The 25,422-nt window shown below is 61.5% G+C and carries 29 protein-coding genes; 12 read left to right on the forward strand and 17 right to left on the reverse strand.

The window, feature by feature from the left end; translation table 11 throughout:
* Positions 1-17: 17 nt before the first annotated feature.
* Genes VGF98_08505 through VGF98_08515 form a run of 3 tightly spaced genes read right to left on the reverse strand, consistent with a single transcriptional unit; the run spans position 18 to position 3,761 of the window.
* The gene (locus VGF98_08505; protein HEY1681660.1) at positions 18-1,748 is read right to left on the reverse strand and encodes a DUF885 domain-containing protein; all 1,731 of its coding nucleotides are present in this window, start codon (positions 1,746-1,748) and stop codon (positions 18-20) included.
* 34 nt (positions 1,749-1,782) lie between these two features.
* Positions 1,783-2,640, reverse strand: a complete 858-nt coding sequence (locus VGF98_08510; protein ID HEY1681661.1) for an enoyl-CoA hydratase/isomerase family protein — start codon at positions 2,638-2,640, stop codon at positions 1,783-1,785.
* Positions 2,637-3,761: a Phenylacetic acid catabolic protein gene (locus VGF98_08515; protein HEY1681662.1), complete on the reverse strand. Its 1,125-nt coding sequence runs from the start codon at positions 3,759-3,761 to the stop codon at positions 2,637-2,639. The genes VGF98_08510 and VGF98_08515 overlap by 4 nt, the downstream gene beginning before the upstream one ends.
* 62 nt (positions 3,762-3,823) lie before the next feature.
* Here VGF98_08515 and VGF98_08520 point away from each other — a divergent pair, with 62 nt between their 5' ends.
* Positions 3,824-4,669 (forward strand): PaaX family transcriptional regulator C-terminal domain-containing protein, encoded by an 846-nt coding sequence (locus VGF98_08520; GenBank protein ID HEY1681663.1) that lies wholly within the window; start codon positions 3,824-3,826, stop codon positions 4,667-4,669.
* 36 nt (positions 4,670-4,705) lie between these two features.
* A complete protein-coding gene (locus tag VGF98_08525) occupies positions 4,706-5,110 on the forward strand; it encodes a hypothetical protein (protein HEY1681664.1) in 405 nt (134 codons plus the stop codon).
* 5 nt (positions 5,111-5,115) lie between these two features.
* Here VGF98_08525 and VGF98_08530 read toward each other — a convergent pair whose 3' ends face one another.
* Genes VGF98_08530 through VGF98_08545 form a run of 4 tightly spaced genes read right to left on the reverse strand, consistent with a single transcriptional unit; the run spans position 5,116 to position 9,770 of the window.
* Complete coding sequence (locus VGF98_08530) at positions 5,116-5,445, reverse strand: hypothetical protein (protein HEY1681665.1); 330 nt, start codon at positions 5,443-5,445, stop codon at positions 5,116-5,118.
* An 8-nt stretch (positions 5,446-5,453) separates the two neighbouring features.
* Positions 5,454-6,941, reverse strand: coding sequence for an aldehyde dehydrogenase family protein (locus VGF98_08535; GenBank protein ID HEY1681666.1), 1,488 nt, complete (start codon positions 6,939-6,941; stop codon positions 5,454-5,456).
* A gap of 1 nt (position 6,942) precedes the next feature.
* Complete coding sequence (locus tag VGF98_08540) at positions 6,943-8,154, reverse strand: thiolase family protein (protein HEY1681667.1); 1,212 nt, start codon at positions 8,152-8,154, stop codon at positions 6,943-6,945.
* Positions 8,154-9,770, reverse strand: coding sequence for a 3-hydroxyacyl-CoA dehydrogenase NAD-binding domain-containing protein (locus VGF98_08545; GenBank protein ID HEY1681668.1), 1,617 nt, complete (start codon positions 9,768-9,770; stop codon positions 8,154-8,156). Before VGF98_08545 ends, VGF98_08540 begins: the two co-directional genes overlap by 1 nt.
* A gap of 53 nt (positions 9,771-9,823) precedes the next feature.
* On the opposite strand from VGF98_08545, the gene VGF98_08550 reads away from it, so the two are divergent.
* Together VGF98_08550 and VGF98_08555 are read left to right on the forward strand one after the other, a co-directional pair.
* Positions 9,824-10,381 (forward strand): NUDIX hydrolase, encoded by a 558-nt coding sequence (locus VGF98_08550; GenBank protein HEY1681669.1) that lies wholly within the window; start codon positions 9,824-9,826, stop codon positions 10,379-10,381.
* Positions 10,382-10,427: 46 nt separating this feature from the next.
* Positions 10,428-10,631, forward strand: a complete 204-nt coding sequence (locus tag VGF98_08555) for a hypothetical protein (protein HEY1681670.1) — start codon at positions 10,428-10,430, stop codon at positions 10,629-10,631.
* Here VGF98_08555 and VGF98_08560 read toward each other — a convergent pair.
* Positions 10,621-11,415, reverse strand: coding sequence for an alpha/beta hydrolase (locus VGF98_08560; GenBank protein ID HEY1681671.1), 795 nt, complete (start codon positions 11,413-11,415; stop codon positions 10,621-10,623). The genes VGF98_08555 and VGF98_08560 overlap by 11 nt on opposite strands.
* 77 nt (positions 11,416-11,492) lie before the next feature.
* Between VGF98_08560 and VGF98_08565 the strand changes: the two genes are divergently transcribed.
* Positions 11,493-11,915, forward strand: coding sequence for a hypothetical protein (locus VGF98_08565; protein HEY1681672.1), 423 nt, complete (start codon positions 11,493-11,495; stop codon positions 11,913-11,915).
* Positions 11,916-11,972: 57 nt separating this feature from the next.
* Here the strand turns inward: VGF98_08565 and VGF98_08570 are convergent, their stop codons facing one another.
* Positions 11,973-13,295 (reverse strand): MFS transporter, encoded by a 1,323-nt coding sequence (locus tag VGF98_08570; GenBank protein HEY1681673.1) that lies wholly within the window; start codon positions 13,293-13,295, stop codon positions 11,973-11,975.
* Positions 13,214-13,828 (reverse strand): cytidylate kinase-like family protein, encoded by a 615-nt coding sequence (locus VGF98_08575; protein ID HEY1681674.1) that lies wholly within the window; start codon positions 13,826-13,828, stop codon positions 13,214-13,216. The genes VGF98_08570 and VGF98_08575 overlap by 82 nt, the downstream gene beginning before the upstream one ends.
* A 38-nt stretch (positions 13,829-13,866) precedes the next feature.
* On the opposite strand from VGF98_08575, the gene VGF98_08580 reads away from it, so the two are divergent.
* Genes VGF98_08580 through VGF98_08590 form a run of 3 tightly spaced genes read left to right on the forward strand, consistent with a single transcriptional unit; the run spans position 13,867 to position 16,375 of the window.
* Positions 13,867-14,862 (forward strand): ATP-binding cassette domain-containing protein, encoded by a 996-nt coding sequence (locus VGF98_08580; GenBank protein HEY1681675.1) that lies wholly within the window; start codon positions 13,867-13,869, stop codon positions 14,860-14,862.
* Positions 14,859-15,566, forward strand: coding sequence for a DapH/DapD/GlmU-related protein (locus VGF98_08585; protein HEY1681676.1), 708 nt, complete (start codon positions 14,859-14,861; stop codon positions 15,564-15,566). Before VGF98_08580 ends, VGF98_08585 begins: the two co-directional genes overlap by 4 nt.
* Positions 15,563-16,375, forward strand: coding sequence for an ABC-2 family transporter protein (locus VGF98_08590; GenBank protein ID HEY1681677.1), 813 nt, complete (start codon positions 15,563-15,565; stop codon positions 16,373-16,375). The genes VGF98_08585 and VGF98_08590 overlap by 4 nt, the downstream gene beginning before the upstream one ends.
* A 1-nt stretch (position 16,376) precedes the next feature.
* Here VGF98_08590 and VGF98_08595 read toward each other — a convergent pair whose 3' ends face one another.
* The 3 genes from VGF98_08595 to VGF98_08605 are packed head-to-tail and all read right to left on the reverse strand — an operon-like array spanning position 16,377 to position 19,352.
* Positions 16,377-16,598, reverse strand: coding sequence for a hypothetical protein (locus VGF98_08595; protein HEY1681678.1), 222 nt, complete (start codon positions 16,596-16,598; stop codon positions 16,377-16,379).
* A gap of 43 nt (positions 16,599-16,641) precedes the next feature.
* Positions 16,642-17,448 (reverse strand): extracellular solute-binding protein, encoded by an 807-nt coding sequence (locus tag VGF98_08600; GenBank protein HEY1681679.1) that lies wholly within the window; start codon positions 17,446-17,448, stop codon positions 16,642-16,644.
* A complete protein-coding gene (locus VGF98_08605) occupies positions 17,445-19,352 on the reverse strand; it encodes a transglutaminase-like domain-containing protein (GenBank protein ID HEY1681680.1) in 1,908 nt (635 codons plus the stop codon). The genes VGF98_08600 and VGF98_08605 overlap by 4 nt, the downstream gene beginning before the upstream one ends.
* A gap of 136 nt (positions 19,353-19,488) precedes the next feature.
* On the opposite strand from VGF98_08605, the gene VGF98_08610 reads away from it, so the two are divergent.
* Together VGF98_08610 and VGF98_08615 are read left to right on the forward strand one after the other, a co-directional pair.
* Positions 19,489-20,007, forward strand: coding sequence for a sigma-70 family RNA polymerase sigma factor (locus VGF98_08610; protein HEY1681681.1), 519 nt, complete (start codon positions 19,489-19,491; stop codon positions 20,005-20,007).
* A 3-nt stretch (positions 20,008-20,010) separates the two neighbouring features.
* Positions 20,011-20,583 (forward strand): hypothetical protein, encoded by a 573-nt coding sequence (locus VGF98_08615; protein ID HEY1681682.1) that lies wholly within the window; start codon positions 20,011-20,013, stop codon positions 20,581-20,583.
* Position 20,584: 1 nt separating this feature from the next.
* Here VGF98_08615 and VGF98_08620 read toward each other — a convergent pair whose 3' ends face one another.
* Positions 20,585-21,307 carry a pirin family protein gene (locus VGF98_08620; protein HEY1681683.1) on the reverse strand — a complete coding sequence of 241 codons (723 nt, stop codon included), beginning with the start codon at positions 21,305-21,307 and terminating at the stop codon, positions 20,585-20,587.
* Positions 21,308-21,379: 72 nt separating this feature from the next.
* On the opposite strand from VGF98_08620, the gene VGF98_08625 reads away from it, so the two are divergent.
* The gene (locus tag VGF98_08625; protein ID HEY1681684.1) at positions 21,380-22,174 is read left to right on the forward strand and encodes an ABC-2 family transporter protein; all 795 of its coding nucleotides are present in this window, start codon (positions 21,380-21,382) and stop codon (positions 22,172-22,174) included.
* 28 nt (positions 22,175-22,202) lie between these two features.
* On the opposite strand, the gene VGF98_08630 is transcribed toward VGF98_08625, so the two are convergent.
* Positions 22,203-23,006, reverse strand: a complete 804-nt coding sequence (locus VGF98_08630; protein HEY1681685.1) for a peptidylprolyl isomerase — start codon at positions 23,004-23,006, stop codon at positions 22,203-22,205.
* Between the two features lie 42 nt (positions 23,007-23,048).
* Between VGF98_08630 and VGF98_08635 the strand changes: the two genes are divergently transcribed.
* Positions 23,049-23,501: an ATP-binding protein gene (locus VGF98_08635; protein ID HEY1681686.1), complete on the forward strand. Its 453-nt coding sequence runs from the start codon at positions 23,049-23,051 to the stop codon at positions 23,499-23,501.
* Position 23,502: 1 nt separating this feature from the next.
* On the opposite strand, the gene VGF98_08640 is transcribed toward VGF98_08635, so the two are convergent.
* Both VGF98_08640 and VGF98_08645 read right to left on the reverse strand, forming a co-directional pair.
* Positions 23,503-24,087, reverse strand: a complete 585-nt coding sequence (locus VGF98_08640) for a GNAT family N-acetyltransferase (GenBank protein HEY1681687.1) — start codon at positions 24,085-24,087, stop codon at positions 23,503-23,505.
* A complete protein-coding gene (locus tag VGF98_08645) occupies positions 24,084-25,370 on the reverse strand; it encodes a glutamate-1-semialdehyde 2,1-aminomutase (protein HEY1681688.1) in 1,287 nt (428 codons plus the stop codon). Before VGF98_08645 ends, VGF98_08640 begins: the two co-directional genes overlap by 4 nt.
* Between the last annotated feature and the right edge of the window lie 52 nt (positions 25,371-25,422).

Raw genomic sequence — 25,422 nt, forward strand, 5'->3', positions numbered from 1 at the left:
CATCAATACGTTGTCCCTTAGAGCGGTTGGCCGTCGTCGCTCTTGCCTAAAATGAACGGGCGCAGCAACGGAAGCGGGGGATCTCCGCGCGAGAGCAGTTCGTTGTGGAACTTCTCCAGCGTGTACGCCGAGCCCATCATCTTCTTATAGTCCGAACGCAGCTTAAGGATCATGAGTTTTCCGAGCGTGTAGTAGCCGTACATCGGGTCTTGCGTTCCGCGCAGCGACTCTTCGACCGCGACTTGCGGCGTCTGATAGCACTGCGAGGTAAACGTCTTCTCGGCTTGCTGCAGCGTCATGCCCTGGGTATGCAGTTTGACGCCGACGATGTACCGGCACTCGCGCAACAACGCTTCTTCGAGCTGCGACAGGCGAACCCGCGGATCGCCGTTACCCCAGCCCTCGTCGACCATCATCTGCTCGGAATAGTGCGCCCAGCCTTCGGCGAACTCGGAACTCACCGATAGCTTGCGCGTCAAGCTCAGGTCGAGATTACGGTCGATCGAGAAGTTGGTGAAGTGGCCGGGATACACTTCGTGCGCCGAGATGATCGGAAACTCGAAGTCGTTGAACTGCGCCAAATAGTCTTCGGTTTGTTTTTTGTTCCACGTCGGATCGACCGGCGTCACGTTGTAGTACGCCTGGGTCGCTACGGTCTCGAGCGGACCGGGCGAGTCTTCCGACGCGGTGCTCGTTGCGCGCTCGAACGCCGGCGTTTCCATGACCGTGATGTTGGCATTGGCCGGAAGCGTCACGATATGTTTGGCTTCGATAAACGCGCGCAGCGCCACGAGGTCGGTGCGTGCTTTGTCGAGCAACTTATCCGGCGCGGGGTGCACCTTGGCGAGCGACAGATACACGGCCAGCGGTGTCGCCTTCGGGTTAATCTTGCGGGCGGTCTCGACGAACTGCGCTCGGGTCGCTTGCAGCGCGTTCTCACCGTACGCGAGATATTGGTCGAGCGACATGTCGACCGCGTCTTCGTAGAGCAGCTTCTTCTTGTACGCATCGGTGCCGATCGCATACGTGCCCGACGGATGCAGATGCTTGATCCACGCCGCATAGGCGGTCATGGCTTTCATCACGCCGGCGTTGGCTTGTTTCAACTGCGATTGCAGCGCGGCGTCTTTTACGCCGTTAAACGCCAGAGGTACGCTGGACTTAAAGAAATCGACCGCGCCGGCCGCGTCTTCGTACGAAATACGTTGCGTGACGGCATCGACCGTCGTCGTATTCCGCTCTCCATCTTTGAGCATCGCCGGAATGGCACGCTCGCGCGAGATCGCATATCCGAGGCGGGTCTTCAGCGGTGCGTAATCGCGCGCCATGATGCCAAACACCGCGCCACTTGCCGATTGCGTGTAATCGTCGGGATCGTGTTTCCACACGGCCAACGTGTCGTTGTTCAGGATGTCGTCCTGAATCGTGTTGCCGAGGAGTGTGGCGTCGAGCGCGATCGAAGCCGAAAGCGTGCTGCGATCGATCGCTTGCAGTTTCGTCCAGGTGTCGCGATCCAGGGTCAATTCTTGCTGCACGCCGGCCGCCGAAAAGTCGCCCAGCTGTGCGTCGTAGTCGTGCACGCCCACGAACGTCGCGTTCAGCGGATTGAGTTTGAAATACGTCGTGTAATACGTCTGTGCCAGCGACTCGTATTGACCGTCCTGGCTGCCGCCCGGCGCGGGTGAGGCGCCGAGCAATGCGAGGATGAGGGAAGCGCCCAGCACGCGCCGGATCGTAGTAACAATCATTGCGACTCCCGGCCGCAACGAGTGCGGCGACTTCTTACTTATTGGTGAACTTTGCGACGCGTTTTTCGTTGTACGCAGCCAGGCCCTCTTTGGCATCCGAGCTCTTGAAGAGTAGCGATTGCAGCTCGCGCTCGAGCGCCAACGCGTCTTGCAACGGGAGCTCGGCGCCGGTTTGCACGGCACGCTTGATGTGGCCGACGGCCATCGGTGCTTTGTTGGGCGTGCAGAACTGTTTGGCATAGTCGAGAATCTGCGCGCGGAACTCGTCGGCGCTGCCTTCATACACTTCGTTCACGATGCCCCAATCGAGGGCTTGCTCGAAACTCACCGTCTTGCCGGTAACCATCAGCTCGATCGCACGCGATTTACCGACGAGGCGCGCCAGGCGTTGCGTTCCGCCCGTACCCGGCAACACGCCGAGCGCGACTTCGGGAAGGCCGATCTTGCCGGCATCTCGCCGAGCGATACGAATGTCGGCCGCCATGGCAATTTCGAGGCCGCCACCGACCGTATGCCCGTTGAGCGCCGCGATCACCAACTTGGGCGTTTGCTCCAGACGGCTGAGCGTTTCGTTAGCATGCAAACAAAACATGTACTTGAACTCGGGCGTGACCGCGTTCAACATTCCGATGTTGGCCCCGGCCGAGAAGAACTTTTCACCTTTGCCGGTCAGCACGATCACTTCGACGTCGGAGTCGAAGCGAGCGTCCAAGATCGCTTCGTCGAGCTGACGCATCATCTCGTGCGTGTACGTATTGGCGGGCGGATCGCACATCTCGATGACGCCCACGTGGCCGTCTTTGAAATAGTTGATGACGCGCTTGCCATCGAGCGAACGCTGTTCGCGTCCGAAGGGAGTCTGTTGGGTGGTGCCGTTGGTCGTTACGCTCATGCCAATTTGCCTTTCGGGGCGATCCAGTTCGGGTTCTTGAAATATTCTGCGAGGAAGTGCTCGTCCTCCGGCGCCGGCAGAACGGTCGGCACGTACGCCGCCCATTCCGCGTCGTTCAGGCGACGGCCGTCGACTGCGTAGTGCGCGTCCGCGAATGCGCCGATTTTGCGATTGAAGCGCATGTCCGGTACGTACAGCTTGGTATCGCCCTCCACAACTTCGTTGACGCGTGCGACGGTTCCGGAGACTTCGTCGTAAAACTGTTGGCGGGCGCGTTCGTTCAGGGTTTCGCGATCGACCGCGTCGGTCGTCTTATCTTCGTCGACGCGACCTTTGATGCCCCACGTGTAGGCCCACTGCGCCGATCCGGAATGGTCCGTGCCGAACAAATCGAGCGATCCCGCGATCCATTTGTTGTAATACTTCTGCTGCATGGCAACCGGGATGACGCCGGCCTTGGCGATACGGCGCAGGCCCGTTATACCGGTGCCCATGTGAAACGACTCTTCGCGCAACATCGGGCCCATCGACGCCGCCAGCGGCGCGAAGCCCGAATGCTGCAGCATCGTTAACTGAAACTTACCGTCGCGATCCATAAAATTCGTGTAGGCGAAAAAGTCCAGCCAGTGCGTGACGTCTTCGTTGAACGCGTTGAGCAGGCGGTTTTTCTTGCCGAAGGCACGGCGTTCGAGCATCTTCTGCGCTTCGATCTTGCCTTCGCTGCCGAAGTGCTCGACCAGCAAATGGCACATCTGATATCCGTGACGGGTTTCTTCGACCATGATGCGCACGAGCGACGCGAGATCGTACTCGGTCGGAGCGTTGTTCACCAGAAAGCGTTGCTGCTCGTTGGAAGCAAACTCGGTATCGCCTTGATAGACGACCATGTTCAGCACCGCGTCGCGCATGCGCTGATCGGGGATCTCACGCACCTTTTCCCAGCGCCGCTCGCCCTTGAAGTCGCCGAAGTAGATCTCCGGGGTCGCCAGGTCGCCGTACTTGGCTTCAAACGTATAACCCGGCATGAACCGCTCGATCAGTTCCCGGTCGAGGCCGATATCGTGCTGCCATTCCTGTAGCAGATCGATCCAATCGTTAAAGGTCCCTATCCGTGCCGCCATGCCCGCTCGCTTTCTGTGACATATTTTTGACCAAGTGCAAGAATAATGTCATACTAGGCCTGATGGGCATCGCTGTCAAGCCGGAGGAGCGTTCCGGGACCCGGCCGACCTCCTTGATCTTTAGCCTCTATGGCGATCTCGTGCATGGAGCCGTGGGTGAATCCGAACCCGCCTTATGGCTTGGAACCCTGGTCAGGCTGATGGCCGCGTTCGGGTTATCTGAAGCGGCGGTCCGCCAAGCGGTTTCGCGGATGGCTCGCCAGGGCTGGCTCACGGCGCGTCGCGACGGCAAGCGTGCCTACTATACGGTAACGCCACTTGGACGCCGTCGCATCGACGAGTTGAGCCCTCGAATCTACGGCCCGGTCATCGAGTGGGACGGACATTGGCGGCTGCTGGCCGTCACAGTGGACGTGCGGGATGCTCGCGTCCGGCTGCGTCAAGAGTTACGCGTGCTGGGGTGGGCGCCGCTGTTGCCGGCGATCTGGATTTCCCCGGCCGATTCGCTCCGTTCCGCCGCAGAAGCCGCCGAACGCTACGGCGTCGCCGGCGAAGCGCACCTGTTTCTCGGAACCTACGAGGGGCCGCTTAGCGACCGCGCGCTCGTGGAGCGTTGCTGGGATTTGCCGGCGATCGCCAGCGCGTACGAACGCTTCATCGATCGGTACCGGCCTCGCCTCGATCGCGAGCTCGCCGCCGGCGCCGCCGGCGACCCGGAGGCGTTCGCCGAGCGTCTGTGGCTGGTGCACGATTTCCGCAAATTCGCATACATCGACCCGGGCCTGCCGAGCGAACTGGTGCCGGCACATTGGCCCGGGACAATCGCTGCCGCGATCTTTCGCGAATACTACGCCGTGTTGGCGCCAAAAGCTCAGCATTTCCTAACGCGAACCACCGCTGAGGCCTAACGGAGGCGCTGCCGCATGCGTCGAACCGTGCGGGCCATGCCCAAAGCGTTCGCTATTTTCATTTCCATCGTCGGCTTAGCCGTGGCGTTGTCCGACTGCGGCGGCAGTTCGTCGTCCACACCGGCGCCCTCGCCATCGGTATCATTTACGCCGAATCCGACGGTCACGAAGGCAACGGTTTTGGTCACGATCCTCGGCTCGCCGGCTCCGAACATTCCGGTCCAGGAATCGACCCCTGCAAACCCGGCGAGCCCGCGGCCGGGCACGCCATTCATTACGACGAAAACCGGCAAGGAGGGCATGGCTCGGTTTTACAAACTCGACCCGAACAAAACGTACTGTTGGGTGGCCATCCTTGGGTCCAGCCCCTCGAAAAACTCGTCGACGTGCGCCAACTGGACCGTGTGGCAGTTCGACACGATTAATCTAGGAACGCAGTAGATTCGTTAGTCTTCGTCGTCTTGAAGATGCAGATGACAGCCGTCGTCGGCATCCGATAACACGTCACGGGCTTCGGTGAGCACGGTCGCGGAAAGCGGACGCTCGGGCGGTTCGACCGTCCCTTGCTCGGCCAGAAAATCCGTCTCCGACCAGTCTTCCCACGTTTCGAGCGGCTCCAGATCTTCTTCCCTGTCGGGGAACCGCACGCAGAACCCCTGATCCACATGCATGCCGACGACCATGACGCGCGTGCCCCGGGGAAAGTACGTTCCGTCTTTCCAGAGGGTCCCATACGCGGCGTCGTACGACTCGCCGATCCGAACTGACTCTGCCATATGCCAGGTTATACCCCAAACGGATTCATCGGTTTCTCTCCGATATAGGTCAGAACGCTTTTCGTTTCGCTATATAAGCGCATCGTTTCCATGCCAAGTTCGCGACCGTATCCGGATTGCTTGTAGCCACCGAACGGGACGCCCGGGAAAACCGCGTAGGGCGTGTTGATCGCGACGGTACCGCTGCGAATCGCGCGCGCCACCCGATTCGCGCGCCCAATGTCGCACGTCCACACGCTCGCCGACAACCCAAAATCGCTGTCGTTTGCCAACGCAACCGCTTGGCGTTCGTCCTTGAACCGGACGAACACAGCGACCGGCCCGAAGATCTCTTCGCGTGCGACGCGATGTTCGTGCTTGGCTTCGTAGGCCGACGGACTCCAAAACGTACCGCCGGCAAACGCCGGATCGAGATCGCTCGGCGCGCCGCCTCCCAGCAGCAGCGCGGCGCCTTCTTCTTGGGCGATCGCGTGATACCGCTGGATTTTATCGCGCTGTTCTACCGACGTAATCGCGCCGACGTGCGTCGTCGGATCCTCGGGATTGCCAACGCGCAATCCGCGCGCTTTTTCCACAAACGTCTGTACGAACCGATCGTAGATCGCTTCGTGCAGCAACACGCGCGAGCGCGCTTCGCACGTTTGTCCGGCGTTCGAATAAATTCCGTACAATGCGCCGGCAACTGCCGCATCGATGTCGGCGTCGTCGAAGACGACCGAGGGGGATTTCCCGCCGAGTTCGAGCGTAACGCGTTTTACGGTTTCGGCAGCGCGTGCCGCGACGATCTTCCCGGTTTGCGTCGATCCTGTGAACGCAATCTTATCGATTCCCGGATGCGCGACCATCCACTCGCCGGTTTCGCGTTTCGATCCCGTAACGACGTTGAGCACGCCTTCGGGTAGTCCGGCCTCGAGCGCGATCTTCGCGAGTTCCAAAGCCGACAGCGGCGTCGACGGCGCGGGCTTCAGTACGACCGTGCAGCCCGCAGCCAATGCGGGCGCGACCTTCCACGCCGCCAGCAACAGCGGGAAGTTCCAGGGAACGATCGCACCGACCACGCCGACCGGTTCTTGCACGGTCGCCGCCAAATACGTCGGCAGCGGCGGGGGTATCGATTCGCCGTAGTTCTTGGTCGCGGCGCCGGCATAAAATTCAAAGCAGTCGACGATCGCGCCCAGCTCGCCGCCGGCGGTCGAAATCGCCTTGCCGTTGTCGCGCACTTCGAGCATCGCAAGCTCTTTCGAGCGCTCGCCGATGAGCTGCGCCATCTTATAGATGATTTTCGCGCGACGCGATGCAGCGGTCGACGGCCATTTGCCTTCGAACGCGCGGCGCGCTGCGGCGACGGCGTCGTCGACGTCCTGCTGCGAGGCTTCGCCAACGGCGCCGAGCGACGCGCCGGTCGCCGGATTGACGTTGTCGTAGGATCCGCCGCGCGCTTCGCGCCACGTTCCGCCGATAAAGAGTTGGGTTGTCTGCGACGCTACGGCGGTCAACTTATTCCTCGCTTTCCAGGCGTTCGAAAAGAGTAGCTATACCTTGTCCCACGCCGATGCACATCGTCGCCAAGCCGTATCGTCCGCCGCGGCGCCGCAATTCGTGCAACAGCGTCGTGGCAATTCGTGCACCGCTTGCGCCGAGCGGGTGGCCGAGCGCGATGGCTCCGCCGTTCACGTTTGTTTTCTCGGGATCGAAGTCGAGTTCGCGCATGCATGCAACCGCTTGTGCGGCGAAGGCTTCGTTCAACTCGACTACGTCGATTGCCGACGCCGGTACGCCGCTCCGTGCCAACGCCTTTCGGACGGCCGGGATAGGCCCAACGCCCATGATTGAAGGGTCGACGCCGGCACTCGCGCACCCGGCGAAACGCGCCATCGGCCGCAAACCTAGTTGCTTAGCGGTGCCGGCGTCGCACAACAACAGCGCGGCTGCGCCATCGTTGATACCGGATGAGTTGCCGGCGGTCACCGTACCGTTTGCGCGAAATGCGGGCTTGAGCGCTGCCAGCGCTTCGGCGGTGGTTTCGGGACGCGGATGCTCGTCGACCGAAAACGCGCGCACGCTGCCTTTCATCGCTACTTCGACCGGCACGATTTCGTCGTCGAACCGTCCGGCTCGCATCGCATCGGCGGCCCGCTGTTGCGAACGCAGGGCGAACGCATCTTGCTCTTCGCGCGACACGCCGTATCGATCGGCGACCTTCTCGGCCGTTTCGCCCAACGAGATCGTCCAATGCTCGGGCATTTTCGGATTGGTCATTCGCCAACCCAAAACCGTATCGAAGATCTGTTGCGCGCGATCGAACGACGCTTCGGCTTTCGTTAGCACGTACGGCGCGCGCGTCATCGATTCGACGCCGCCGGCGATCACGACATCCGACTCGCCGAAGGCGATCGATTGCGCTGCCGAGTTGATCGCCTGAAGACTCGACCCGCACAGCCGGTTGATCGTCGTCCCGGCGGTCGTCACGGGCAACTGCGCCAGCAGCGCCGCCATGCGCGCGACGTTTCGATTATCTTCACCGCTACCGTTAGCGGCCCCGAAAAAGACGTCCTCGATGCGTTCGGGTTCGATCCCGGCTCGCCGCACGAGACCCGCGATGGCCGTGGCGGCGAGATCGTCGGGCCGTACCGTCGCCAATGCTCCCCGGTAGCGTCCGATCGGCGTTCGAACGGCGTCGACGATCCAAACCTCGCGTTGTGCGGCCATTACCCTCCGGTGAAACCAGGAGCGACCGATTCGGCTGCGGGGGTGGGCTCGAGCGGAGCCTCGTCCTGCATGTCGAGCAACCACAGCGACCGGTGTGGAGCGAATTCTTGGCCCTCGGCCGCAGCCAGACGCTCGAGGATTCGTGCGATGCGTCGCCCACCGATCTCGCGGCCCCACAGGACGGGCCCTTCCGGATAGTTGGCGCCCAGACGCATGGCGAGGTCGATGTCGTCGGCGTCGGCCACATCTTCTTGCACGGCGATCATCGCCTCATTGACGATCGACCCAATCGTGCGCCCGAGATAGAGCCCGGGGACGTCTTCCACCAGCACGACGCCTTTGCCGAGCGACGTAAACACGTCTTGCGCCAGCTCGAGCGCATCGTCGGCTACGTCCTCGTTGTCGACGACCTCGATGCAACTATGGGTTTCAAGCGAGCCCAACACACCGAACGCAACGACGCGCTCCGGATGCGCGAGCGCGTTGGCTGCGGCTCCGACATCGGTAGCGTACGCATCGCTGAAAATAACCGTCGACGGTTCGAGCATCGCATCGATCGTTTGCAGCACCCGCTTACGGTCTTGTAAGCCGTCGCCAACGTCGAACACGATCGTCGAAGACGTATCCAGCTCTTCGATCATGTCGTCGTTCTCAATCCGCTGCACGGCATTGAAACGCCGCTCGAGCGCTTCCGCAAGTTCGTCCGCGAGGCGTCCGAAACCGATCACGGCGGCCGACTCATCGTCGTTGCGCACGATCTCGGTTGCAGCCTCCGGTTCGAGCCGTTCCGGCGTGCCGTCCCGATAATCGTAAAATCCGCGACCGGTCTTTCGACCGAGCGAACCGGCACCGACGAGCTCGCGCTGCACTGCAACCGGCTCCAAACGCAACGCAGCCGTGCGCTCGTACACCGACTCTGACGTCGCAAGATTGACGTCGAGGCCGATGAGGTCCATCAACTCGAACGGCCCCATGCGAAAGCCCGCAGAACGCGCTAGCGCGTCGAGTTCGGGAGCGGTCGCGACTCCATCGGCCAGTGCCAACATCGACTGCAAGTAGTACGGGCGCGCGACCCGATTGACGATAAAGCCAGGACTGTCGGCGGCGATCACCGGCGTTTTATTCAGCCGGCGAGCGAACTCCATCGTTGCATCCACGGTTTCGTCGTCGGTTTCTTCGCACGGAACGACTTCGACCAGTTGCATCGCTTCGGGTGGGTTAAAGAAATGCAATCCGATAAAGCGCTTTTTATGCGTGACCGATTTCGACAGTTCGTCGATCGAAAACGACGACGTATTGGTCGCCACCACGGCGTTCTCACCCAGTGCGGCGTCCAGCAACTGCACGACCGCGCGCTTCAGATCTTCACGTTCGGGAACGGCCTCGACCGCAAGCACGGCGTCGGACCGATCCGGAATGGAAGCGGCGAATTGCACGCGTTCTATCATATCTGCCGCGCCTGCACGCGCCGCCGCACGGGCGATCCGATCGCGCGCGGCTTCTATGGCGGCCGGGTTGGGCTCGATCACTTGCACGCGATACCCGGCACGCGCCGCGATCGTCGCAATTCCCGCGCCCATCGTCCCGCCGCCGACGATCAGTATTGGTTCGTCCACGCTAGATTCGTTCGCGGCCGGGAGGCGTAAACGCTTCGTCGTACCTGTGGGGCATGGAGAAGCCACTGTGGCGGCGCCGCGGCACGCGTCTGCTCGTCGACTCGCCGCATATGCGGCTTCGCGCCGACGAACTGGAGTTGCCCGACGGTACCGTCATCGCGAACTATTACGTTCGCGAATCCGACGGGTTCGTCGTCATCTTCGCGCTAACGGAAATCGAACGCGTCGTACTCGTTCGTCAGTACCGGTACGGCAGCGACGCGATTCACCTCGAGCTTCCGGCCGGGACCCTGGATGCCGGCGAAGATCCGCTGGATTGCGCTCGACGCGAGCTCCTCGAAGAGACGGGCTACGCGGGAGGCGATTGGGAGTTCGTCGGCGGCTACTATGCAGAGCCGGTCCGCTCGAATTCAAAGGCGTACGTCTTTCTGGCCACCGGCGTCGGGCGGACGCGCGATCCTGAATTGGACCCCACCGAAGTGATCGAAGTAGAGGAAGCCTCGCTCGACGACCTGCGCGCCATGCTGCAGGACGGCAGCATCGACGCCGGGCATGCCGTTGCAGCCGGCTACCGTGTACTGGACCGGCTCGGCCGGTTGGGAAACCCGTGAAACACGGCCGAGACCCGGCGGGTACTAATGATGGAGAAATGAGACGATGAAACTGACGAACATCAACCCGCTACTGCTGACCTTCCTAAAGGTAACCGCCGTCGTGACGGTGGCCACCGTTTTGCTGCTGATCGGACTAGTGCTGCTGAAGATCGTTTTGGCAGCGGCGATCGTAGCGGCCCTCGTCGTGGGCGCGCTGTTCGTCTATTCGTTGTTCCGCCGGCGTGCGCGAATGCCGGTTATTCGCTAAGCAGCTCCTGTAACGAGGCGGTCACGCGGCCGGGATCTTCCAGCATTGGCATATGGCCGCTGTGCTCGCAGACGACGAGTCGCGCGCGTGGAAATGCATCCGCCGCTACCCGCGCCTGTTCCAACGGAATAAGCGCATCGAACGCGCCGGCAACCACCAGCACGGGAATTGCTAGATCGCCCGCGATGTCGTCGGACGGATTTCGTTCTGCCATACCGCGCAACATCGCGGCCGCCCCAGCCGGCCGCGTGCTGGAAAGTATTCGCCGCAGGTCGTTCACGATTTCGGGCCGGGCCGTCGCCGTTTCGGTTGCCGTCAGCGCACCGAGATAGGCATCCACCACCGGTTCGATCGACGCGCCGCTTTCGACGCGATCCGCCAACGCCCGTCGGCGTTGCGCCATCTCCGGTGTGTCGGCATCGATCCGGCTCGACACCAGCGCGAGCCGCGAAACGCGTTCCGAAAACATCCGCGCGAATGCCAACGAGACGTAACCGCCGAGCGAGTGTCCGACGATCGTAGCGCGTTCGATTCCGCACGCGTCCAACACGCCGGCCACGTCTGCGGCGAGCGTATCCATTAAATAGGGACCAGCCGGAGCGTCCGAATTTCCCATGCCGCGCAAGTCCGGACGGATGACGCGATGCGTTTGCGCGAGCGCGAAAATCTGCTCGTTCCAGATTTCGTGCGTCAGCGAAAATCCCGCGAGTAACACGATCGCATCGTCTCCGCGGCCGTCGACGGCGACGTCGATGCGCGTGCCGTCATCTGCTAAAACTTGCATCCGACAACGTAATACTGTATAAGGTAGGCAACAACCCTGGTCGCTTGCCGGCCAGAGAAAGGATGACTCCACACGTAATGGCAGTCAAACAAACCCGCAAGAAAGCCGCGACAACTGCGAAACGCAGCACTCGCAAGGCCGTGCGGAAAACAACCCGCAAAGCGACGCGCAAGACCGCTCGCAAGAAGACGACGCGTAAAGTAACGCGTAAGAAGGCCACTCGCAAGAAGGCCACTCGCAAGAAGGCCACTCGTAAGAAGGCCACTCGCAAGAAGGCCACTCGCAAGAAGGCCACTCGCAAGAAGGCCACTCGTAAGAAGGCCACTCGCAAGAAGGCCACTCGTAAGAAGGCCACTCGCAAGAAGGCCACCCGTAAGAAAGCGACGCGCAAGGGCGCGCGCAAGAGCGTCCGCAAAACCACAAGAAAAGCGACGCGAAAGACCGCCGGACGCAAGCGCACCGGCCGACCCGCCACCCGTAAGAAAGCCGCGGCAGCGTAAGCTACAGCGGCTTTTCTTCTTCTCAAGGCGGGTCGCGAAAGCGGCCCGCCATCGTTTTTAAACGGTCCGAACTTTCGGACACAGCACCCAAATTGCGACGAACGTGGCGGCGCACAAAATTCCCGCGAGTACGAACATCTCATGCACGCCGATCGCGGCTGCGATGGCGCCGTCGACCAGCGACCCAGCCGGAACGACGCCGATAGCGATCATTGTATACACCGCCATGGCGCGTCCTCGAACATCGTCCGGCGACAACGTTTGTATCAGCGTATTGGTCGCGCCGAGCAGCGTCATCGTACCAACGCCTGTTAAGAAGAGTATCGGTAGCGTCACCCACAGATTTGGCGCTACGCCGAGCGCGACGATCCCGCACGACATCAGCAATCCGGCCTGCAGCCACAACCGCGACCGTCGCTCGCGTTGCGCAAAGTACGCGGTCACGAGCGCACCGCCGAACCCGCCCGCGCCGATCGCGGAAACCGCCAAGCCCAATCCACGCGGGCCGGCGCGCAGCACGTTTTCGACAAAGGCCGCGATCAGTTGGCTGTAGGGGCGAGCGAAGACGGCCGTGATAAAGAATGCGAGCACGATCCACTTGAGAATCGGGTCGCCGATCAAAAATGCGATCCCGCGTTGCATCGCCGCCCAAATCGGCTCGCGCCGGTTGCTCGAGGGCGGCGCCGGTCGCATCATCGCGACCGCGACGATGACCGCCAGCGTAACGACAGCGTTCACGTAGAACGCGCCGGCGACGCCAACCCAAACGATCAACACGCCGGCGATTGCCGGACCGATCACGGCCGGCGCGTTGAACGCCACCGAGTTCAACCCAACGGCGTTACCCACGTACGGCCGATCGACGAGCAGTGGAACCCAGCTCTGTCGAGTCGGCGAATCGAAGGCATTGGCCGCCGCGTTCAAGGCCGAAGCCGCCACCAGCGTCGTGAGATCCAAGCGGTGCAGGCTCGCTAAAACGGCCAGGAGCAATGCCGCAAACGCCATGGTCGCGTTGGTCACGAATAAAACCCGCCGGCGCGGAAGGCGATCGGCCACCACGCCGGCCAGCGGCGACAGCAGCAATACCGGCACCGCGCGCGATGCACCGAGAATGCCGAGGTCCAGCGCGGCCTTGTGCGGCGAACCGGCCATCGCCGCAACGAAGTAGCCCATCGCCGTGAACTGCATCCACGTCCCGACGTTGGAGACGAGCAGGCCGATCCACAATAAACGAAAGTCGCGAAAGCGCAGCGCCGCAAATATTTGCGACGAGCGGCGCGGCGCTAATTCTTCGTGCGTTACGTGCGAGCCCGCAGCCGTACCGCCGTCGCGATCAGTTCTGCTGCGTGCCCCTCCTCGAACGCCGACGAGTCGATGCACAAATCGTAATTACCCGGATCGCCGAACTTCGCTCGATACCAATCGTTGACGTATGCGGCGCGCATTCGATCGACTCGATCGACCTCGGCCTCCGCCACATTGCGCTCCGCACGCGATGCGCCCGCAACGCGCTCGACGCGCCACGCGCGCGGCGCGTATACGAAGACGCGCAGCACATCGGTGCGCTCCTTCAGGACGTGGGCTCCTCCGCGTCCGACGATGACGCAGTCGCCCGCATCCGCGAACTCCCGTAACGCTTGTCCGATCGCATCGACCAACTCTCGGTCGAAGGCCGGCGACGTCGATGCCTCGCCCAGTTCCGGCGTTCCGCGTTCGAGGCCGGTCAACAGCCGCTCGCTGAGCGAACGGCCGACGTCCTCGTTTTCTTCGACTTCCTGCTGGCTGATGTGTAAACGCGTCGCCACGACCACCGGCAGTTGGCGATCGACGTACAGATACGAGAGCGCCTCGGCTGCCCGGCGAGCGACGCCCACCGCGCCGGCGCCGTACAGGTTGGAGACCGTTATCACCATGGAAAGGGGTGTACGCAACGCCGAAGCATACACCCTCGATGCCGATCGTCGAAACCCGGGACCTGCGCAAGGTCTTTCGCTCGGTCAAGCGCGTTCCGGGGGCGTTCGGCGCGCTCAAAACGCTCTTCTCGCGCACCTATGAAGATCGCGTCGCGGTCGAAGGCGTTTCGATGTCGCTCGAAGCCGGCGAGTTGGTCGGCTACATCGGTCCCAACGGTGCCGGTAAGTCGACGACGATCAAGATGCTCACCGGAATCTTGGTGCCGACCTCGGGCTCGGTGCAAGTGGCCGGGATCGTGCCGTGGCAGCGGCGCAAAGATAATGCCCGCAACATCGGGGTCGTGTTCGGACAGCGTAGCCAACTGTATTGGGATCTGCCGCTGGTGGAGTCGTTCGAGTTGCTGCGTGCCATTTACAGCGTTCCGCACGACCGGTATCGACGCAATCTCAACGAGTTCATCGAGATTCTCGAGATGGAGCCGTTCTTGCGTACGCCGGTGCGGCAACTGTCGCTCGGGCAGCGGATGCGCGGCGATTTTGCCGCGGCACTGCTGCACGAACCGTCGATCGTCTATTTGGACGAACCGACGATCGGCCTCGACGTGGTCGCCAGGGACGCCATTTCGCAGTTCATCGCGCGCATCAATGCCGAGCGCGGCACCACCGTCGTGCTAACGACCCACGACTTAGCCGAAGTCGAACGACTCTGCCGGCGGATAATTTTGATCGACAAAGGCAGGATCGTCTACGATGGTAACGTCGAGCGTATCAAGGCAGAATATGGACGCTATCGCACGCTCGTCGTGCATTTCAGCGAACCGGTCGCCGAGCCGCAGCTCGATGGAGCGGAACTCGACGGCCGCGATAAGCAAATCGCACGATTCAAATTCGATCGCAACACCCAACGCGTCGATCGCCTCGTTCGGCAAGCCAGCGAGCGCTATGGCGTCGAGGACGTCAGCATCGAAGAGCCCGATTTAGAATCGATCATCAAACACATCTACGTTCGAGGATATGAGGAAAACGCGTCGTGATCGTTTCGAGTGGCGGCAAGAAACCCAACGTGCACGCGAGCGCCTACGTCGCGCCCACCGCGGTGATTAGCGGCGACGTGACGATCGCTTCGGGCTGTGCGATCATGCACGGTGCGGTCATCGTTTCCGAGGGTGCGCCGGTGCGGATCGGCTCGGACTGCGCGATCATGGAATACGCCGTATTACGCGCCAGCGGCGGCACCGCGATGCAGTTCGCGCTCGAGCTCGGCGACCGGTGCCTCGTCGGTCCCCACGCCTACATCGCGGGCGCGACGCTGGGTGACGGTTGCTTCGTCGCGGGAACCGCCAGAATACTCAACGCCGCGATACTCGAGGACGATTGCAGCGTCGCTTCCGGAACGACCGTGCACGCGGGCGCGCACATGACCCACGGAACATCGGCGGGCGCAGATGCGGAACGTTTTGAGGCCCAACTCTTCGAACGCGTCTTCAACGAGAAGGTCGAAGGTGACGTTCGCGGGCGCATCGCCGAATCGTATGCAAAATTTTTGCGCAAAGCGCACGCCCGCGATGGCACCGTTAACGAAACGAAAGCGCCGAAGGCGCCGGTTCGCCGGTCGGGCGAAGAACCGCCGGCCACGCAGACTACCGAAGTCGACAAGGTGGTCGATGTCATGATGCTCGAGCTGGAAGAAATGGAACACCGCCGTCAGGAGGCGATTCGTCGCCAGCGAGGCCATTGACCGAATTCTTTAGGTGGAACGCCTGGGCGCCGTACGTCGAGTTTGCCAAGAAAGCGTTCGCGCGCGAAGCCACCTATCGAATGGAGGTGCTCACCGAGATCGGGTCGCTGGTCTTGCGCGTGTATATTCTGCGTTCGCTCTGGACCGCGCTGTACGCGCAGAACGCCGCGCCGATCAATCTGCCGCTCCACGCCATGATCACGTACGCGACGATCGCCATGCTGATGTCGCTCATTCTCGAAGTCGACGGCACCCGGCTGATTCGCGAAAAGGTACGCGAAGGCACGATCGCGACCGATTTGATGAAGCCGATCAGTCTGCCACTGTACTTCTTTAGCGACGGAGTCGGCCAAACAGTCCTCCACGCGATCTTGGTCGTTCCGTCGATGCTGTGTGCGTTGCTGCTGGTGCACATCGACGTTCCACCGCCCGCCACTCTGGCCGCCTTCGCAGTTGCGTTTGCGATCGGCTATTGCGTCAATTTTTTCTTGAACTTCTTGATGAATTCGGTGGCGTTCTTTACGCTCGAATCCTTTGCGGTACAGTTGATCGTGCGTTGGGCATCCGATCTGTTGTCGGGACAGATTATTCCGCTGACGTTTTTCCCGGGCGTGCTCGGCCGAATCGTCTTTGGCTTACCGTTCGCGGCGATCTACTCGACGCCGCTGCTGATCTACGTCGGCATCATTCCTCAATCGGGTTGGCTCGCCGCGTTTGCCACGCAGATCCTATGGCTAGCGCTTTTCGGAGCACTCTCCATGACCGTCTGGCGCGCCGCCTCGCAGAAGATCGTCGTCCAGGGCGGCTAGGCTAGTGGCCGCGAATCTCTTTGATCGTCGCTTCGACGACGCTTGGAGCGTCCTGATACAGACCCTTCAAAAAGTTGACCGTTCGGGCCGCGCCGTCTTCGAAGCTAAAGCTGCAGTTGTTCACAAGGTTCTTGTTAAAGGCCAACTGGCCGCCGCCGTAGACGAGCTCGCAACCCTCGAACATGCAATTCTCGAAGTGGCCATCGTCCAAAACGACGCGCATGTCTTTGAAAACTTCTTTGTCATGAAGGGTCACAATAGCATTCCTATCGGTACGTGATGCCGGCTTTTTCGAGAATCGTGCGGCCCGCACCGGTAAGGATGAAATCGGCGAACGCTTTTGCTTGCGCCGGATGCGGAGCGGCAGCCATCACCGCAAGCGTGTACGTGATTTTATCCGACAGCGACGCTTTGCCGGGAAGTGGATAAAACTTCAGCTTGCGGGCGATGGCTTCGGTGCGATAAAAGAACCCGACGTCGGCCTGTCCTGTCTCGATTCGCGCGAGGAGATCTTCTTCCGGAAACGTTTGCGCCGGATTCTCATCGTCGCCGAGAATCTTTTGCTCGACCGCATCGCCGGCCAACAGTTTCATCCCGACGATCGTGTACTCGCCCTTGGGGTCGACCTTCGGGTCGGTACGCCCGATCACGAGCCCGTTGGTCTGCAACGCTTGAATTAGCGGGGTCTTTCCAGCAGCCACGGCGCCGAATAGTGCGGCGTCTTTCGAATTCGGGGACCATCCGATGCCTAAGCGCGTACTTGCGAACGTTTTTTGCGTCGCGACCTTCGAACCCAGTTTCGTCACTTGCTGTGGATCGACGCTGATGAAGTCGTCGGGACTCTTTGCGCCCGACGCGATTAAATTAGAGAGCATCTTGCTGCCGCCGCCTTGGCCTTCGAAATCGATGCCTTGCGACGCCAACGCAGACTTGATCGGACCTTCCATCGGTGTCACGAGCGAACCGGCGTACAGAACCGATACGACCGCATCGGATGCGGCGCGCCCGGAACTCGGGACGAACGATACGACTGCGATAACCGCGACGACTGCGGCGACGATCGAACGCTTCATGAACGAGGCTCCCCTACAACGCGATGTGCAACGATCATCGAAGCTACGACGCGGTCGACAAGCGCTTGCATGTGCGCCCCGGTCGCCTTTACCAGCCAGATGGTGCCGCGGTATTCTAGCAGAACCGCGCGCACGTTTCGTGCTTCGGCAATCAACACATCGTGGCCCGCAATCCGGCGTGACGCCGGAGCCGCCGAGATACCGGCCGATTTGAACAGCTGGTTGCGGTCGTTCGTTGAAGCCGGGAGCGAGACCGATTCATCGTGGATCTCGATTTCGCGGCCGTCCGGCGCCCGCATTGCCACGACCATCGTTTGCGGCCAATGCGCGCCAAGTCCGGCGAACGCGAAACCTTCGGGTTTGCGAACCGACAAACCTAACCATCGATTATCGTACGCGTTACCGGCGATAGAATATGGCTTGGCATTGGCGGGAACCGCCGTTGTCGTACCGTCGACCGTATAATCGAGAATTCGAATATCGACGTTGCCGAGAATCTGCCCGAGACCGCCTAACCCGTCGAGGGTTCCGGAATCCAGCGAACTGGTATACACGCTGAAGCGCGCGGCATCCGCCGGTCCGGGAGCGTAGAGTGCAGCATCGATCGGCGTCCAGCGATCGCCGATGCGCACTTCATCCCACGCATGGCCTCCCCAAATTCCGCCGGCATACACGAGCCCGATCCGGACTCGCGACGGAATACCCGCAGCGCGCGCGAGCGAGCCGAGCAGAATGGAATAACCGAAGCACGTGCCGCGCCGATCGTTGACGACCTCCGAAGCCGGCACGATCGATATACCAAGATCGAAGCGCATATTCGCCGCGGTCCAGCGCTGTAGCGCGAGGGTCGCCTTCCAAGGATTGCGTTCGTTTTTTACGACCGTACCGGCAATGCGGCGAACCTCGGTATCGTCGGACTGTAACAGTGCGTTGGGCGTCAGGAACGGCTGCAGAGCGGCCGCGGCTGGTTCCGGCGCTGCCGTCACTGCGCCGGGCGCGATTCGGCGTACCCGCAACACAACGTACCTCGGCGTCTTTTCGAGGACCGTTTGATTGCCGGCCGAGAAGTCGGGCCAACCCAAACTCGGATTGCGTGCGATGATCTTGAGCGTAATTGCTTGCATCATTCGTTGTTGCGGAAGGCGGATGTTCGAGGTTACGATCGAGCGCGTAAAGGTTTCAGACGGGATGTCCGCTGCCGAAATTGCCGGCGCAATGGCTGCCGCGGGCAAACGCAACGCTTCGATTTCACCGAGCGGACTTGCCATGGTTTGACGCACCATCCATCCCGACGCATCCAGCCACATCATCGATGGCGCCGGCATAGCGCTCATCCGTTGCTCGACTTTGACGGCGGACGTGCCTTCTACGGCATCGTTTGCCGAGACGACCGTGTCGGACACCGTTAGGACGTTACCGAATTGTGGGCTGAACGTTTGGTACGCAAACATGTCGCCTGCGAGACGTAAGCGCTGCACGGCTTGCCGCTTGGCGGCGTCCGGCCCGGCCAGCGACCCTTGAAACGAGAGCCGGCGGTCGTACGAATGGCCACCTGCAATCGTCGTGACGCGAATGGACTGTCCGGCGACGACGGCGTGGACGACCGTGGGTTGTCGCGAACTCGACGACGTACTGTCGACCGCTAGCAGATCGCCCGATGGGGATTCGCAATACACATCCGTGCTCTTGAGCTCCAGCTTGGTACCGAGCCGGTTAAACACCATGTCGGAATCGATCGTCGTTATGACGTTTCCGCTCGCGTCCACGCGGCGCTTCTCACCGTAGGTTCCAATCGTCTGCCCGCCCATGCGGTAGACGGCACCGATCGCGGTTTCCACCGGCGAGGGTCGGGCGGTGCTCGCAGCGGCGACCATATTGAGCGCGAGCAAAGCAGCGTGAATCATCGAGAGGCTCCTAACGTGGCAGTTGCGGTGTACGCTCCCAATCGTCTCGACGACGCGAGAAACGTTACGCTCGACGCGGAGATATAATTTCTTTTGCGTACTATGTAATACTATCGCCGTTCGTGAGACAGCCGGTGTGAGGTACACTGTAATCGCCGAGTCAACCGAGCAACACTTCACCGACCTCGTCGAAGAATTTCGAGGAGGTTTGACGCGCCTCGCAGCCTCGTACGAACCGCTGCCGCAAGCCCGTGAAGACCTGCTACAGGATATCTACATGGCGCTGTGGGTTGCGTTGCCGAAGTGGCGAGGTGAGGCGTCGTTGCGAACGCTCGTCTACCGGATCGCGCACAATCGCGCGTTGACGCACGTCTGGAAAAGAAAGCGGCGCGGGACACCAGAGACGATCGACGATGTGACCTTGCCGGACGATACGCCGGGGCCCGAACAAACGGCAATCGCCGCGGCCGATCGAGACCGGCTCGTCGACGTAGTGCGAGCGTTGCCGTTGGCGCTTCGACAACCGATGCTGCTAGCGCTCGAAGACCTTTCGCATTCCGAGATGTCTGCGGTACTCGGGATCACCGAGAACAATGTTGCAGTCCGCTTAAGCCGCGCACGCGCGTTACTGCGCGAACGCATGATGAGGAGTTAAGCCGTGACCGATCGCGAGATGCAAGCGTGGCGCGACGCATGGTCTGACGTAGATGCGCCCGATCTTGGCGAAACGACGGCCAACATCGCAAAACTACTCCAACGGCATCGGCGGCTCGCCGCGCTGCGTCTGGGCGGAAACCTTGCTTTCGCCGCCGCGCTGCTGGCGGGCAGTTTTGCGTTCGCGGAGCGAGTCCAGCAGCCGGAAATGATTTTTTGGGCCGTCGCGGTTTGGATCGCGACGCTCGCCACGCTGGCATTGGCGTTAGAAGCGTGGCGCAAAGAACAACCGCACGACGCGGAAACGGTCGCCGGTTTCACCGGCTTCTATCGAAGTACGGCCATCGCCGATCGCTGGAAAGCGCGTAGCGGGGCGACGCTGCTGGCGGTCTTGTTTACCGTTTCGGCGGCGTGGCTCACCGTCGACCTGGTACTGGGGCGAATCGGCGGCGGCCACTACGCCGTCGTTCTCACAATCGAGGTCGTGGTCTGCGCCATTTGGGCGTTCGCATTCGAACGCATGTGGCGGCGTGCGACCGTCGTGTTAGAGCGCTCGAGCGACGAAGCGATACCCTAGCTTATGCTTCCGGCAGATCCCAGAGCAATATCTCGCCGCAGCCACGGACGTCGATCGACGGAATATCGTACATCCGCACGGCGTCTCCAGCCGCAACGTCCTTGCCGTTGACGGTCACCGCGCCCTCGGCCAGGTACAAAAAGCCGCGCCGTTTCGGGGCGAACGAAGACGTGACCGATCCATCATCGAGCCGCGCGACCGAAAACGTTGCGTCGGCGGTGATGCGAATCGGCGCATCGCTCGACGGATCGCCACTCACCGCGCGTAGCCACATATTCTCGCGAGCGGCCGCCTCGAATTGACGTTGGCCGTAGGACGGCTTGGCGCCCAGCGTTCCGGGCACGATCCACATTTGTACCAGGCGCAGCGGCCTGTCCGAACTGTGATTGAACTCGCTGTGCTTCACGCCCGTTCCGGCGCTCATATACTGCACGCCGCCGGGACCGACGACGCCGCGGCTGCCGGTGCTGTCTTGATGCAGCAGCTCCCCCGTCAGCACGTAGGTAACGATCTCCATGTCCTTGTGCGGATGCGGCGGGAAGCCCGCACCGGCTGCGATCGTATCGTCGTTGAGCACGCGCAAAGCGCCCCAGTTGACGTTATTTGGATCGAAGTACTCGGCGAAGCTGAACGAGTGGTACGTCTGCAGCCAGCCATGATCGAAGAACGCCCGTTGGTCGGAGCGTTGAATTGCAAAAACTGGTTCGGTAAGGATCGCGCTCATATAGGCATACAACCGGCGGGGGGCGCGCTGTGGTTGCGAGGAGCGTCGCGCCCTCCCGGCCAAGCCCGCCGCGTGGTCGCCGCTTACATCCAGTACTGGCGCATCAGCCTGCTGACGATTCTCGAGTACCGGGCAAACTTCGTGATGTGGTTCTTCTTCACGATCGCCTACCACGGCGTAGCGCTCGGCGCGCTCTACGTGACGATGCGGCAGTTTCCGTCCATGAACGGCTGGGACTTCAGGCAGATGTTCTTTCTCTACGCGCTCTGGATGGCCGGCCACGAGCTGCACAATCTGCTTTTTTTTACGATCGTCAGCGTGCCCGAATATATCCGTGAGGGACGCTTCGACCGGTTTTTAATCCGGCCGCTCGACACGCTCTTTCAAGTGATTACCGTCCCGCAGCAAATCTCACCCGACGGCATGATTCTCGGCATCGTCACGCTATGTGTCGCCACCGCGGTAGCGGGCGTGCGCGTCGACTGGCTGTTCGTGCTGTTCGTTCCGCTTATCGTGGCCGGCGGAGCGATGATCGACCTTGGCATCTCGCTGGCGGTCGCGACGATGGCCTTCTGGTTCATACGAATCGACACGTTGCGTTGGGTCGCAATGTCGCTCGAACAGGACTTCACGCGCTATCCAATCAGCATCTATACGCGCGGCGTGCGCATCGTGCTGACCTACCTACTCCCGTTCGCGTTTATGAACTACTACCCGGCAACGTATTTCTTACAGAAAAGCGATCCGGGATTGCACCTCAACGCTGCGGTCGGATTGCTGACACCAGCCGTCGGCGTGGTTTGGGTGGCCGCAGCCTACGCGTTTTGGCGCGTTGGACTGCGGCATTATCAGGGCACCGGATCCTAACGAAGCCCGAAGCGCTTCGGACGGACGTCTACGCCGGTTCGATCGTGACGGTTTTCATCGCGTCGCCGCGCTTGATCGCATCCAGCGCTTCGAATCCGTCGGTCATTTTTCCGAACACCGTGTATTGGCCGTCGAGAAAGCGTGCGTCGCCCAAGCAGATATAAAACTGCGATCCGGCGCTGTCGGGATCCGACGTGCGCGCCATCGCGAGCGCGCCGCGGTCATGCGATCGCTTGTTGAACTCGGCTTTGAGCCGGTAGCCCGGGCCGCCACTGCCCGAACCATCCGGATCGCCACCCTGGATGACGAATCCGGGCTCGACGCGATGAAACTTGAGACCGTCGTAAAAACCGCTCTTCGCCAGTTTTAGAAATGCAGCGACGTGCACGGGCGCGTCGTCGGGAAAAAATTCCAGCACGATATCGCCCTTGTCGGTCGCAATGCGGGCGTGCGAGTGTCGAGCTTCGTCGTCGAGGGTTTTGACTTCGTCGGGAGAGGGCGGCGTTTGCGCCATCGGTTGCATTCCTTCCATAGGTGAATAAGCGTCAACGGCCGGTGCCTTGCGCAGCGAACAGCCAAAAGCCTCGCCGCCGGCCAACAGGTCCATTTTAGCCCCGCGAGCTAGGCGTTTAAACCGCGCCTCGTGCGAGCGAGCGTCGGTGAAGGTCTCCGGATACCACCAGGCGAGCAGAGCGACCGGCCTCCGTGAACGGGTGTACTTGGCGCCCGTGCCGGCGGCGTGCGACCGGACCCTGCGGGCCAAATCGGTCGTAGCCCCGGTATACAGAGACCCGTCGGAGCAGCGGAGCACGTAGACGGCGGCTTCGGTCACGGTTTAAGCGTTTGCACCTGGGTAGAATCTCTGACGGCGCTTATGAATAGACCCTTCGAAGAAGTCGGCGAAGAGACGAAACCCTTCAATCTCCAGCTTCGGCTGCCCCCGCTGCCCCGCTCCGCTCGGACGGGGCGCGACGCATTTGCGGCGCTAGCGAAGTTCCATGAGGTTTCACCGGCCGATATCGAGAGCCTGACGTTCGCGCTCGGCGAGGCGTTGGCGAATGCGATCGAGCACGCAGCCTGCGACGCTGAAATCGAAGTCTCGGTCACGATCGATACGCGGACGATCGTCGCAACCGTTCGCGACCGTGGACGCGGCATTTGCCTACCTCCATCCGATGGCACGCTTCCGTTTCCCGATAACAGCGCCGAAGGCGGCCGCGGATTTCCAATCATGCAGCGTTGCACGGACTTCTTTGAAGTCAGTACGACGCCCGGCGACGGTACCGTCGTTACGCTCGGCCGGCGCCGGCGCGACGCCGTCGCGTAAGTCACAGCAGCGGAATGTGAGGGGCCGCATCGAGCGGCAGCAGACCCGCCGCGCGTGGATCGTCGGATATTTCGAATTGTCGTTTGTACGGCACGAATCCGCACTTGCGGTAAAACGCGATCGCTCCAGGATGATCGAGCGTACACGTGTGCAGCCAAACGCGGTGGATCGAACGCTCCCACGCCCGTTGTAGCGCGAATCGCATAAGGTATCGTCCGAAGCCCCGGCCTTGCGCCTCTCGCACCAAACCGAAAAACGCGACTTCGCACGAACCGGCTTCACGGAAATCTAGCTCCAACATTCCATCGGGCGACTCGTCGCGTCGAAGCTCGTAATTTTCGACATCCGGATCGTCGAGAATCGCTTGTAGCGACGGGTCGGACATCGTTAATCGCGACGACCATAAATACGGCGCCCCGATGCGCCGGAACATGTTGCGGTATGCGTCGACATCCGGTCGAACCGGCGCGACCGTTGCGTCGTTGCGTGCCTCGAAACGTTCGGACGGCCGAGCGTGCATTTCGAGGAACGTGACGAGGTTTGCCAGCTTGCCGGACGGCAGGTCGTGATACCCGTCGGCGATCATACCGTCGCCTCGGCCGAAACGACCGCATTGAGGCTTTCGTCTATTGCGGCAACGGTTTCGTCGATGTCGGCCTGCGTATGGGCGGTCGAAACGAACATCACTTCGTTTTGCGACGGCGGAAGCAGAATTCCGCGCTCGAACATCGCGTGATAGTAGCGTGCGTAGGCGTGCTTGTCGGCCGCTAGCGCATCGTCGAAGTTGCGGTTAGGGGCACCCGCACGAAATTTGAAGTCGACGATCGACTCGTCGCTAACGACCGCATACGGCAAGCCGTGCTTCGCGAGCGCGGTTCGAATGCCGCCGGCTAGCCGTCCGGCATTTTCGCGCATTTGCGAATAATATTCCGGATGGCGTTCGAGCAGGTCGAGAACGCGGTGCGCCATCCCGACCGAAAATGGATTGCCGCCATGCGTTCCGCCGGTAAACGCCGGGCCGTTCGGTGCCAACACGTTCATCACGTCGGCGCGGCCACCGAACGCGGCGAACGGAACGCCGCCGCCGGCGATCTTACCGATCGCAGTGAGATCCGGAGTAATGCCGGTACGGCCCTGCGCGCCGCGCAATCCGAAACGCAGCCAGGTAATGACTTCGTCGAACACGAGCAACGCACCGTAGCCCCGCGCGCGCTCGCGAAGCCCTTCCAAAAATCCAGCGTCGGGCGGCACGTAGCCCATGTTGCCGACGATCGGTTCGACCAAGATGGCGGCCAGGTCGTTTTCTCGACCGTGCACGACGCGATCGACGTCGTCGAGATCGTTATAGCGGGCGACCATCACATCGGCCGCTACGCCGCGTGGGATGCCGCCGGCATCGGTGTCGCTCGTATTCGCCGATGCACCCGCGCCAAGCAATGCGAGATCGAAGTGACCGTGGTAGTTTCCGGCAAACCGCAGCACCTTGTCGCGCCGTGTAAACGCGCGAGCCACGCGCACCGCGCTCATCATTGCTTCGGTGCCGGTGGTGACGAAGCGCATCGACTCCATCGACGGAAGATACGATCGAATACGTTCTGAGAGGCGTAGCTCGTTCGGATGGGTCGTGCCCCACACGAAACCGTCGCGCGCGATCTCGTCTAAGCCGGTAACCAGCGCCGGATGCGTGTGCCCGAACAATAGTGGGCCGTAGGCCATCACGTAGTCGATATAGCGGCGTCCGTTTTCGTCGAACGCGTAGGCATCCCGGGCCGACGCTTGAACGAACATCGGGCCACCGACGGCCCAGCCGGAACGAACCGGCGAGTCGCAGCCGCCGGCTAATGCGGCGCGTGTATACAAAGGTCTCATGCGTGTCGACAACGATTCGACACAAGAGATTCCGCCCATCGTCGTTTTCGGA

The sequence above is a fragment of the Candidatus Tumulicola sp. genome (assembly GCA_036490475.1).
GTDB lineage: Bacteria > Vulcanimicrobiota > Vulcanimicrobiia > Vulcanimicrobiales > Vulcanimicrobiaceae > Tumulicola.